The 12,049-nt window shown below is 70.0% G+C and carries 6 protein-coding genes; 5 read left to right on the top strand and 1 reads right to left on the bottom strand.

What is annotated here, in order from left to right:
- The first annotated feature begins 497 nt into the window (after positions 1–497).
- The 5 genes from ACFTWP_RS32220 (at position 498) to ACFTWP_RS32200 (ending at position 11,059) form a co-directional block, all read left to right on the top strand.
- The gene (locus ACFTWP_RS32220) at positions 498–3,524 is read left to right on the top strand and encodes a lectin (protein WP_380268504.1); all 3,027 of its coding nucleotides are present in this window, start codon (positions 498–500) and stop codon (positions 3,522–3,524) included.
- A 129-nt stretch (positions 3,525–3,653) separates the two neighbouring features.
- The gene (locus ACFTWP_RS32215; protein WP_380268503.1) at positions 3,654–5,693 is read left to right on the top strand and encodes a ricin-type beta-trefoil lectin domain protein; all 2,040 of its coding nucleotides are present in this window, start codon (positions 3,654–3,656) and stop codon (positions 5,691–5,693) included.
- 149 nt (positions 5,694–5,842) lie between these two features.
- Positions 5,843–7,306, top strand: a complete 1,464-nt coding sequence (locus tag ACFTWP_RS32210; RefSeq protein ID WP_380268502.1) for a glycoside hydrolase family 76 protein — start codon at positions 5,843–5,845, stop codon at positions 7,304–7,306.
- 142 nt (positions 7,307–7,448) lie between these two features.
- Positions 7,449–9,833, top strand: a complete 2,385-nt coding sequence (locus tag ACFTWP_RS32205; protein ID WP_380268501.1) for a ricin-type beta-trefoil lectin domain protein — start codon at positions 7,449–7,451, stop codon at positions 9,831–9,833.
- An 89-nt stretch (positions 9,834–9,922) separates the two neighbouring features.
- Positions 9,923–11,059, top strand: a complete 1,137-nt coding sequence (locus ACFTWP_RS32200; protein ID WP_380268500.1) for a ricin-type beta-trefoil lectin domain protein — start codon at positions 9,923–9,925, stop codon at positions 11,057–11,059.
- 69 nt (positions 11,060–11,128) lie between these two features.
- On the opposite strand, the gene ACFTWP_RS32195 is transcribed toward ACFTWP_RS32200, so the two are convergent.
- On the bottom strand, positions 11,129–12,049 hold a 921-nt coding region (locus tag ACFTWP_RS32195; protein WP_380268499.1), incomplete at its 5' end, for a LacI family DNA-binding transcriptional regulator.

Genomic DNA, 12,049 nt, shown 5'->3' with positions numbered 1-12,049 from the left:
GCGAGGGCGCCCTGCGAACCCTCGTCCCTGACGTGTCCGGTGTGGCCGAGGGTGGCCCGCCCGCGCTCGGTGGTGGAGCCGACGGGGCATCCGGGGTGGCGCATGCCAGCAGGTCCGAGGGGTTTACCAGTGGCGCCGGAAGCGGGTGCATCGGGCGGCCGAACCGTATTCGGAACTTGGAGACAAGGGACGCCCGATAATAGCGATTCAGACGGATTCCTGATGGTCTTTCCGTTCGGGGTTTCACCGCAAGGTTTCGCAGGTCGAGTGCGGCGATTCACCCGACCGCAGTCGGTTTGCCTACTGATAGGGCATGGTCGCCGACGACGGCGAATTGGGGGACTGTCCCGGGAGTACAAGTTCTGATCCCTGAAGCCGACCGGCAGTTGATTCGGTCCGGTGCGTTGACAACGTTGCCATGCTCATCTTTGCTTACCCGCATACGAGCCCCATCCGGTTCGGTGACAGTCCGTCTGTTCAGTTCTGGAGTCGCAACGATGAAACGATGGCGCCTACCTCTCGTCACCTGTCTCGTGGTCCTCGGACTCGCCGCGCCCGGGTCCGCCCAGGCCGCGCCCGCCTCCTTACGGGGCGGCGCGGCCGAGGCGGTGGCCGCGGTGTCCGACCCTGCCGCACTGGTCGATCCCCTCCTCGGCACGTCGCACGAGGGCAACACCTTTCCCGGTGCCGATACGCCGTTCGGCATGGTGCAGTGGAGTCCTGACACCCCGTCACGACCGCCGGGGGGCGACTACGCGTACTCGGACAAAGTGGTGACCGGGTTCAGCCTGAACCACCTGTCCGGTCCGGGCTGCGGAGCGATGGGCGACATACCCGTGCTGCCGACCGTCGGCGGCATCGACGGCGCTGCGACGGTCGGCTTCTCGCACGCCAACGAGTCGGCGAGCGCGGGCGCCTACTCGGTCGGCCTCGGCAACGGCGTCACGACCGAACTGACCACCACCGCCCGCTCCGGGATGGCGCGTTTCACGTTCCCGTCGACCACCCAGGCCAACCTGCTGTTCAAGCTGAACGCGGACAAGGCCACCAACCTGCACTTCGACAGGGTCAGCAGCACCGAGGTCAGCGGTTCGGTGGACGCCGGTCTCTTCTGCGCGTCCAGCCCGTCCTACACCGCGTACTTCGACATGGTGTTCGACCGACCGTTCACCTCCACCGGTACGTTCGGCGGCGGCAACTCGGTCACCTTCGACACCACGGGCAGCCGGACGGTGCAGGCGAAGGTCGGCCTGTCGTACGTCTCGGTCGCCGGTGCCACCGCCAACCGGATCGCGGAGAACCCGAACTGGGACTTCAACGCCGTCCGTAGTGCCGCCCACAACGCCTGGAACAACGTCCTGGGCCGGATCGCGGTCGCGGGCGGCACCCCGGACCAGCAGACGGTGTTCTACACCGCGCTCTACCACGCGCTGCTGCACCCGAACCTGATCAGCGACAGCGACGGGAAGTACCGGGGTTTCGACCGTCAGGTGCACACCGTCAGCGGCCGACAGAAGGCCCAGTACGGCACGTACTCCGGCTGGGACGTCTACCGCTCCCAGGCGCAGTTGGAGGCGCTGGTCGCTCCGCAACAGGCCAGTGACAGTGCCCAGTCGCTGGTCAACGACTTCGCGCAGGGCGACCAGTTTCCCAAGTGGTCGCTGAACGACGCCGAGACCAACGTCATGAACGGCGATCCGGGGCCGGCCATCATCGCCGACTACTACGCCTTCGGCGCCCGGGACTTCGACACCGCCGCGGCGAAGAACGCGATGGTGCAGGAGGCGGTGGTCGGCAACGGCGTCCGGCTGGGCCTGGACTACCAGTCCAACTACGGGTATCTGCCGTCCGACGGCACGTACGTCCGGGGGTTCGAGGGCTCGGTGGCGACCCAACTGGAGTACTCGGCACAGGACTTCGCCATCTCGGCGTTCGCCGGATCACTGGGCGACACCACCACCCGGGATCAGTTCGCCAACCGCGCCCAGGACTGGCGCAACGTGTTCAACCCCGCCTCCGGCTTCATGCAGCCGAAGTCGAAGGACGGCTCCTGGCGCGCCGGATTCAACCCCACCAGCAGCGACCAGTTCGTCGAGGGCACCTCCTGGCAGTACACCGGCGCCGTCCCCCACAACATCCGCGGACTCGCCGACGCCATGGGCGGCAACGCCAAGCTTGCCGCCTACCTGGACAACGTCCTCTCCGACTTCCACGGCTCCGGCGGCTCCCATGCCGACCTCGGCAACGAGCCCTCCATCGAACTCCCCTGGGAGTACGACTACATCGGCCAGCCCTGGAAGACCCAGAAGACCGTCCGCGACGTCCAGAACCAACTCTGGCCCAACAACCCCGCCAACTGGAGCGTCGGCAACGACGACCTCGGCACCATGAGCGCCTGGTACGTCTTCTCCGCGATGGGCTTCTACCCCGAGACCCCCGGCACCGCCGACCTCGCCCTCGCCGCACCCCTGTTCACCAACGTCACCGTCACCCTCGCGGGCGGCGGAAAGCTGACCGTGAACGCCCCCCAGGCCGCCACCGACGCCCCCTACATCCAGAGCGCCACCCTCAATGGCGCCACCTGGAACAACGCCTACCTCCCCGCCGACAGCGTCATCAACGGCGCCACCCTCAACCTCGCCCTCGCCACCACACCCAACACGAACTGGGCCACCACCCCCACCTCCGCACCGCCCTCCTACAACGGCAACGGCGGCACGAAGCCGCCGGTCGCCCAGGTCGGCCCGACCGGTCCGGTGGGTTCGGGCATCGCGGGCAAGTGCCTGGACGCGGCCGCCGGCGGCACCGCCAACGGCACCAGGGCGCAGAGCTACGACTGCAACAACAGCGCGGCGCAGCGCTGGACCCTTCCCGGCGACGGCACGGTGATGCAGTCCGGCAGGTGCCTGGACGTGAACGGGGGGTCCACCGCCAACTACGCGCTCGTCCAACTGTGGGACTGCAACCAGAGCGACGGGCAGAAGTGGCTGCCCAAGGGCGGCGCCCTGGTCAACACCGGTTCGGGGAAGTGCCTGGACGTGCCCGGCTCCGGCACCGCGAACAGCCTCCAGCTCCAGCTCTTCGACTGCAACGGCAGCGCCGCCCAGAAATGGAACCTGCCGAAGGTCCGCACCGGGGCCACCACCTCCGCCGTCGCCGGCAAGTGCCTGGACGACAACACCGCCTCGACCGCGAACGGCACCCGCATCCAGTCCTGGAGCTGCAACGGATCGGCCGCCCAGGCGGTCACCGTCCCCGGTGACGGCACGCTGCGGATCTTCGGCCGGTGCGTGGACGTGAGCGGTGGCGGCACCGCCGGCAACACGCCGGTCGTCCTGTGGGACTGCAACGCCGGGGCCGCCAATCAGCAGTGGGCCTACGACGCCACGGCCAAGGCGCTGCGGAACCCGCAGTCCGGCCGTTGCCTCGACCTTCCCAACGCGAGTACGGCCGACGGCACCCAGCTCGTCCTGTGGGACTGCAACGGCGGCGCCAACCAGCAGTGGACGCTGCCCGCCTCCTGAGCCGAGCCGGCCCGGCGGCTGCAGCTGCGGCCGCCGGGCCACCCCGTGACGCGAGCAGGTCGCCGACCCACTCCGGGCGCTCGGACCGGCGCGGGGAGACGCCCGACCGACATCCCCTGGAGGAAGACGATGATTGAGGCCATCCGCGCAGGACGGCGCGGTACGCAACGGGACGACAGCGGCGCCGGCCGGGCGGGCCCGGCCTCGCCGCCCGCCCGTCGGGCCGGCCGGCCCCGGCGAACGGCCGCGCTGTTCGCCATGGCGCTGGCGACGGTCGCCGCCTCCGGTGTGCTGCCCTCGGCAGGTCCGGCCGTGGCCGCCGCCGACACGCCCCGGCCGTCCCTGCGGTTCGCCGACCCGGTCACTCAGGCGAAGCTCGGAACGGCCTACACCATGGCCCTGGCGAACCTGCTCGACACGAACACGGTCGGCTACGACCCGGCGGTGTACAACTCATCGGGCCTGATGACCGACTCGCCGCGGACCTTCGTCCGCGCGGGCGGCGGCTACGAGCAGCCCTGGACCAGGGACGCGGCCGTGAACTCCTGGAACGCGGCCAGCCTGCTGGAGCCGAGGGCGGCCGCGAACACACTCTGGGCGGCGGTGACCAAGCAGTCCAACGGGCAGTTGATCGTCCAGCAGGACAACCAGCAGTGGGACCAGGTGGTCTGGATGACCGGAGCCTGGAACCACTACCTGGTCACCGGCGACCGGAGCTTCCTGGCCAGTGCCTACCAGGTGGCGACGAACACCCTCGACGTGCGCCGGAGCCAGAGCTACAACGCGTCGTACGGGCTGTTCCAGGGGCCGTCCTTCTTCAACGACGGCATCGCGGGCTACCCGGCCCCGCCGGCGGACAGTACCGAGAGCCACGGCGGCTTCGTCGGCAACTACTCGGCGACCGGCACGATGATGACGTTGAGCACCAACACGCTGTACTACTCCGCCTACCGCAGCGCGGCCCAGATGGCCTCGGCGCTCGGCCGGCCGGCCGCCGAGGCCGCCGCGCTGAACTCGGCGGCCGACACCCTGAAGAACCGGATCAACCAGTACTTCTGGATCCCCGGCAAGGGTCTGTACGGCTACTTCGTTCACGGCAACGACGGCATGGCAGGCCAGTTGGACCAGACCGAGGAGGGTAGCGGCCTGTCGTTCGCCGTGCTGTTCGGTGTCGCCGACAGCAGCCAGGCCCAGTCGGTCATGCGCAACACCCACGTCCAGCCGTACGGCATCGCCGACACCTACCCGAACTACGCCCGCTACAGCGATGCCAAGCCCGGCCGCCACAACAACGTCGTCTGGCCGATGGTGCAGGGCTACTGGGCCGACGCCGCGGCACGGACCGGCAACCAGGCCCGGTTCGCCAACGAGGTCCGCACGCTGGCCGGGCTCGCCGTCGCAGGCAACCAGTTCGCGGAGATCTACAACGCCCAGACCGGCGCGGTGGACGGAGGGTGGCAGACCGGCGGCCACTGGGGCGCCGCCCCCGACCAGACCTGGTCCGCCACCGCGTACCTGCGCATGATCGACAACGGCCTGTTCGGGATGACCCTCACCCCCGGCGGCATCACCTTCCAACCGACCCTGCCCGCCGGGTGGGGCGACGCCACCCTGTCCGGCGTGCCGTACCGGGCGGCGAAACTCACCATCTCGCTGCACGGCTCCGGCAACACCGTGGCGGCCTTCAAGCTCGACGGCGCGACCACCGCGGGCAACTCGGTGCCCGCCTCCCTCACCGGGACGCACACCGTGGACATCACCCTGACCGGTGACCGGTCCGCCCAGGGCACCGGCGCTCTCCTGTCCGCCGTGAACAGCGGCAAGTGCGTCGACGTCAACGCCAACGCGTCCGCCGACGGTACGGCCGTCCAGCTGTGGGACTGCAACAACACCACCGCGCAGAGCTGGACCAGGCAGCCGGACGGGACGCTCCGGGCCAACGGGTCGTGCCTCGACGTCAACGCCGCCGGCACGACCGACGGCACCCTGGTGCAGCTGTGGACCTGCAACGGCGGCGGCAACCAGCAGTGGACCGCCGTCAACGGCACCCTGGTCAACCCGGCCTCCGGCAAGTGCCTCGACGACCCCGGCTACGCCACGACGAACGGCGTCCGGCTCGACCTGTGGACCTGTGACAACGGATCCAACCAGCACTGGGCCATCCCCTGACCCGGTGACAGCCGGCCGGACCGCCGGCCGCGAGAAGAACGACACCGCCCGCCGACGGAGGCCGGCCACCCACCGGCCGGCCTCCGGGAGAGCGCTCCTCGACCGATCCCCCCACGGATTACGCACATCAGTCGATTCCAGGAGTCCCCATGCGCATGTCCCGATCACTCCCTGCCGTGCTCGTGTCCATCGCCCTGGCAACAACCCTGCCGGGCATCACCGGGGCCGCCCAGGCCGCCCCCGCCCCCGTCTCCGCCGCAGCCGCGGCAGCGGCAGCGGTCTGCAACAAGTACTGCGACACCCGGGATCCGGCTCTCAGCCCCCAGGACCGGCAACCGGTGTCCGCGACCCTGTCCGGCCGCTCCGTGGTGCTGCACTTCGACGACACCGACGCGATGGGCTGGGCCTCGATCGCCAACGGCGCCGGCGGCGACGAGGTGTGGCTGGACCGGTCGACGGACGGCGGCCGCACCTGGGCGAGCGGCAGCAAACTCGGCGACACCAGCGTCCCGGCCGGCGGCAACGGCTGGCGCACGCTGATGTACAACGTGGACGACTGGAACACCCAGGGCGTCGGTGCGCTGCGGGCGTGCGGCCGGGTGGGCAGCGGCATCACCTGCACACCCTGGGCCCGGACCACCTGGAACGCCGGCGACCGGCGCACCGCCGCGGCGACCGCGCTCATGATGTCGTTCGACCGCACCAGCAAGCTCTTCGGCGGCAACGGCTGGTGGACCGCCGCCAACGCGCTGACCGCGATCATCGACAACGCCCGGGTCAGCGGCATGGGCAGCTACACGTACGCGATCGCCGACACCTACAACAAGAACATCGGCGCCCAGGGCGGCAACTTCACCAACGAGTACCTCGACGACACCGGCTGGTGGGGACTCGCCTGGGTGGCCGCCTACGACCAGACGGGCGACAGCCGCTACCTGAACACCGCGCGCGCCGACGCCGACCACATGTTCGCGAACTGGAACAGCACCTGCGGTGGCGGGGTGCGCTGGAGCACGAACGGCACCTACAAGAACGCGATCACCAACGAACTGTTCCTCCAGCTCACCGCCGCTCTGCACAACCGCATCCCCGGGGACACCAGCTACCTGAACCGGGCCAGGAGCGAGTGGACCTGGTTCCAGAACAGCAAGATGATCAACTCCGACAACATGATCAACGACGGGCTGAACGACGCCTGCGCCAACAACGGCCAGCCCACCTGGACGTACAACCAGGGCGTGGTGCTCGGCGGGCTGACCGAGCTGTACCGGGCGACCGGTGACGCGAGCCTGCTGGCCACCGCACGCACCCTCGCCGACGCCTCCACCGTCCGGCTCCAGAGCAGTGGCGTCCTGCGCGAGCCCGGCGAGGGTGACGGCTGCACCGGCGACGGCCCGTCCTTCAAGGGGGCCTACGTCCGCGGGCTCGGACGGCTCAACACCCAGCTGTCCGACCACCCCTACAGCCCGGTCCTCGGCTCCTGGGCGAACTCCGCCTACACCAGGGACCGCAACCCGCTCGACCAGTACGGGCCGCACTGGGCCGGTGGCGCCGGCACCTCCGACTACGGCTGCCAGCAGAGCGTACTGGACCTGCTCAACGCCGCCGGCTGACCGGCTGCGGACCCGTCGCCGCTTCGCCGTCGGGCCGGCCGCAGTCCGGTCCGGCCGGCGACCGGCCGAAGATCCGTACGTCCATCGAGGCGCGCAGGCCGCCGCAGACCGTGCGCGCATCCCGAACGGAAGGATTTCTCCTGTGAAACACGTCAGCAAACTCGTCCCGCTGTGGTTGTTGGCGCTGCTCGCCGCGATGCTCGCGGTCGGTGTCGCCCCCGCTCAGGCGGCCACCACCACGATCACGGTGGACGGTGGCCAGAGCGGTCGGACCTTCGACGGCATCGGCGCGATCAGCGGCGGTGGCGGAAACTCGCGGTTGCTGAAGGACTATCCGGCGGCGCAGCAGACCCAGATCCTGGACTACCTGTTCAAGCCCGGATACGGCGCGAACCTGCAGCTGCTGAAGCTGGAGATCGGCGGTGACGCCAACTCCACCGACGGTTCGGAGCCGTCGATCGAGCACAGCCGTGGCGTGATCAACTGCAACGCCGGCTACGAGTTCTGGCTGGCCGAGCAGGCCAGGGCCCGCAATCCCGCCATCGGCCTGTACGGGCTGGCGTGGACCGCGCCCGGCTGGATCAACGGCGGATTCTGGTCCACCGACACCATCAACTACCTCATCTCGTGGCTCGGTTGCGCCAAGCAGCACGGCCTGACCATCAGATACCTCGGCGGCTGGAACGAGCGCGGACACGACGCCAACTGGTTCGTCCAGCTGCGTACGGCCCTCAACAACGCCGGGTACGCGGGTGTGAAGCTCGTCGCCGACGACAGTGGCTGGGGCGTCGCCGACGACATGGCCAAGAACCAGGCCTTCAACGACGCGGTCGCGATCATCGGCGCGCACTACTCCTGCGAGGGCGGTGACGGCGGCAACGCCAACTCCTGCTCCAGCAGCACCGCGGCGAAGAACAACGGCAAGCCGCTCTGGGACAGCGAGAACGGCTCGCAGGACATGAACACCGGCGCACCGGCGCTGATCCGCGCCATCACCCGGGGCTACATCGACGCGAAGATGGTCAGCTACTTCAACTGGCCGCTGATCGCCGCGATCTACCCCAACCTGCCGTACAACACCGTCGGCCTGGCCACCGCCAACTCGCCCTGGTCCGGCAACTACACCATCGGCGCCAGCACCTGGGCCACCGCCCAGGTCACCCAGTTCACCCAGCCGGGCTGGAAGTTCGTCGACTCCGCCTCCGGCTACCTCGGCGGCACGGAGTCGGGCGGCACCTACGTGACGATCAAGTCGAACACCAACTCCGACTACTCCACCATCCTGGAGACCACCACCTCGAGCGGCCCGCAGACCGCCAACTTCCACGTCCAGGGCGGGCTGTCGACCGGCACCGTGCACGTCTGGGCCACCAACGTGAACTCGCCGAGCCCGGCGACGTCCTTCGTCCACACCCAGGACATCACCCCGAGCAACGGCTCCTACTCGCTGACCATGCAGCCCGGCTACGTCTACACGGTCAGCACGACGACCGGCCAGGGCAAGGGCACGGCGACCGCACCGGCCGCCTACCCGCTCGCGCTGCCCTACAACGACAACTTCGACAATGTCGCCGTCAACGACGAGCCCAAGTACCTCTCCGACATGCAGGGTTCCTATGAGGTCCAGACCTGCGCGGGCGGCCGCGCGGGCCGGTGCCTGCAGCAGATGGCGCCGATCAAGCCGATCGAGTGGCAGGACGACTCGGACAGCTACTCGCTGATCGGCGACACCACCTGGTCCAACTACACCGTCAGCGCCGACGTCCTGCTGCGCGGCGCGGGCACCACCGAACTGATCGGCCGCGCGAACACCCAGCAGCGCCCGCAGTCGCACATGAACGCGTACTACCTGCGCATCCGGGACACCGGGCAGTGGTGGATCGAGAAGATGTACACCGACGGCTCGAACCACACCCTGGCCACCGGCACGACCACCGTGCTGGGCACCGGCGGCTGGCACAACCTGTCGTTCGCCTTCCAGGGCACGCGGATCACCGCCAAGGTCGACGGCAACCAGATCGGGACGGTCACCGACTCCTCGTTCCTGTCCGGCCAGGCCGGCCTCGGCATCCAGGGCTACCGCACCGACCAGTTCGACAACCTGTCGATCGTCGCCGGCAGCGGGAGCGCACAGCCCCCGGTCGGCCCGGTCACCTCGGGCCTGAACACGGCGAAGTGCCTGGACGACTACACCGCCTCGAACGTCAACGGCACCAAGATCGACCTGTGGGACTGCAACGGCTCCTCCGCCCAGCAGTGGACGCAGACCGGCGGCACCCTGCAGGTCAACGGCAAGTGCCTGGACATCACCGGAGCCGCCACCGCCAACGGCACCCTCGTCGAGCTGTGGGACTGCAACGGCGGCGCCAACCAGCGCTGGGAGCCGACCAACGGCACCCTGGTGAACCCCGGCTCCGGTCGCTGCCTCGACATCCCCGCGTTCGACACCACCAACGGCGTCCAGCTCGACATCTGGGACTGCAACAACGGCGCCAACCAGAAGTGGAACGTGCCGGTCGCCTCCTGACCTGCCGCGGCCCGGGCGGACACCCCGCATCCCGTCCGCCCGGGCCCGGCCGTACCCGCCGCCACACTGACTTCGACGAGGAACCGGTGATGAACAGATACACGACAGGCCTGCTCGCAGTGCTCCTCCCGGTGATCGGCATGGCCACCGTGCTGCCGGCCGAGGCCGCCGGGGCCGGCGTCCGTCCGGGCGTCCAGGCCGTTGCCGCCGCACCCGCCGCGTTGCGGCTGCTGCCCCTGGGTGACTCGATCACCTGGGGCATCGGAAGCCCCAGCGGCAACAGCTACCGGGGCTTTCTGGCCAACCGGCTGGCCGCGGAGGGCCACACGACGGACTTCGTGGGCTCCGGCCGCAACGGACCGATGGCCGATCCGGACAACGAGGGTCACTCCGGTTGGCGGATCGACCAGATAGCCTCCATCACGGACGCCACGTTGGCCCGCTACCGGCCCAACGTGGTGACGCTGGAGATCGGCACCAACGACCTGAACCAGAACTACCAGGTGCCCGCCGCCGCCGACCGCCTCGGCGCGCTGATCGACCAGATCACCCGGGGCGCCCCGGACGCCACCGTGCTGGTCGGCTCCCTGATCGTCTCCACCAGCCCGACCGAGGAGGCCAGCCGGCCCGCCTTCAACCAGCGGATCCCCGGCATCGTCCAGGCCGCGCAGGCCGCCGGCAAGCACGTCCGCCTCGTCGACATGGGCGCCCTGACCGGCGCCGACCTCTCCGACTCCCTGCACCCGAACGACAACGGCTTCGAGAAGATGGCCACCGCCTTCGACGCCGGGGTCCAGGCCGCCGACGCCGCCGGCTGGATCAAGGCACCCGTCGCCCTCGGAGGCCCGGTGCAGTCCGGTGTCGCCGGCAAGTGCCTGGACGTCAACACGGGCAGCACCGCCAACGGCACCGCCGTGCAGATCTGGTCCTGCAACGGGACCCAGGCACAGTGGTGGAACGCGTACGCCGACGGCACCCTGCGCTCGACGGGCAAGTGCCTGGACGCGACCGCGGGGGGTACCGCCAACGGCACCGGGATCGAGATCTGGGACTGCAACGGCGGCGCCAACCAGGTCTGGCAGGCGTACAACGGCGGCTACCGCAACCCGGTGTCCGGGCGCTGCCTCGACGACCCCGCCTCCGCCACCACGGACGGCACGCAGGTGGTGCTGTGGGACTGCAACGGCGGCGCGAACCAGCGCTGGACGGCACTGCAGCCCGGTTAGGGCCGTGCTACCGACCCGGCTCCCGGTTCGTGCCGGGGGCCGGGGCCGGTGGTCCGGAGGCGGCCGGGATCAGTCGGGCACCGGCAGCGGGTGCGGCACCCTCACGGCCCCCCGCGCAACGGGCTGCTCACCCGATCTGCGCACGACGAAGCGGGTGAGCAGGATGACCTTCCGCGGGGCGGAGCGGTCGCCGTCTATCCGGGAGAACAGCAGGTTGGCCGCGGTGCTGCCGAGTGCGACCGGGTCCTGGCTGACGACGGTCAGCGGCGGGTCGAGTCGTCTGGCGAGCGGCAGGTCGTCGAAGCCGACGATGGCCAGCGGCGCGGGGCGCTCCAGGCCGTCCAGCACGCCGAGGGTGATGAGGTCGTTGCTGCTGAACAGGGCGGTCGGCGGGTCGGGCAGGGCGCGCAGGCCGGCCAGGGCGGCCTGCGCGTCGCCGTGCGAGCGCAGTCCGTGCCGTACGAGGTCGGGGTCGACGGAGAGGCCGTGGGCGGTGAGTGCGTCGAGGTAGCCGGCGTAGCGCTCGCTCTGGGTCCAGATCTCGTAGCGGTCGCCGAGGTAGGCGATCCGGGTGTGGCCGTGGCCCAGCAGGTGGGTGACGGCGCCCCGCGCGCCGTCCCGGTTGTCGACGGTGACGGTGTCCACGTCGAGGTCCCTGGCCGGGCGGTCCACGCAGACCACCCGGGTGCCGGCCTCCATGGGCGGTTTGAGGAATCCGTGGCCGCCGATGGTGGGGACGATGATCAGGCCGTCCACCTGCCGGGCCGTGAACGCGGCGATGACCTCGCGCTCCCGGCGCGGCTCGTCGTTGGTGCTGCCGACGAGGACCACGTACCCGCGGCGGTGCGCCTCGTCCTCGACCGAACGGGCCATCAGGGCGTAGAAGGGGTTCGCCAGGTCGTCCACCACCAGGCCGATCGTGGACGTCCCCAGTCTCTTCTGCCGCAGGTTGCGCGCGTTGTCGTTGCGCTGGTACCCGAGTCTGCGCAC

The organism is Kitasatospora sp. NPDC057015, assembly GCF_042673745.1.
Taxonomy (GTDB): domain Bacteria; phylum Actinomycetota; class Actinomycetes; order Streptomycetales; family Streptomycetaceae; genus Kitasatospora.
The sequence above is the reverse complement of the archived record's forward strand: the minus strand, read 5'-3'. Positions and strand labels throughout refer to the sequence as shown.

What these genes read in the sequence shown, in the direction of transcription:
- ACFTWP_RS32200 (WP_380268500.1), top strand. Translation starts at nt 9,923, where the DNA reads ATGAACAGATACACGACAGGCCTGCTCGCAGTGCTCCTCCCGGTGATC.
- ACFTWP_RS32210 (WP_380268502.1), top strand. Translation starts at nt 5,843, where the DNA reads ATGCGCATGTCCCGATCACTCCCTGCCGTGCTCGTGTCCATCGCCCTG.
- ACFTWP_RS32220 (WP_380268504.1), top strand. Translation starts at nt 498, where the DNA reads ATGAAACGATGGCGCCTACCTCTCGTCACCTGTCTCGTGGTCCTCGGA.
- ACFTWP_RS32215 (WP_380268503.1), top strand. Translation starts at nt 3,654, where the DNA reads ATGATTGAGGCCATCCGCGCAGGACGGCGCGGTACGCAACGGGACGAC.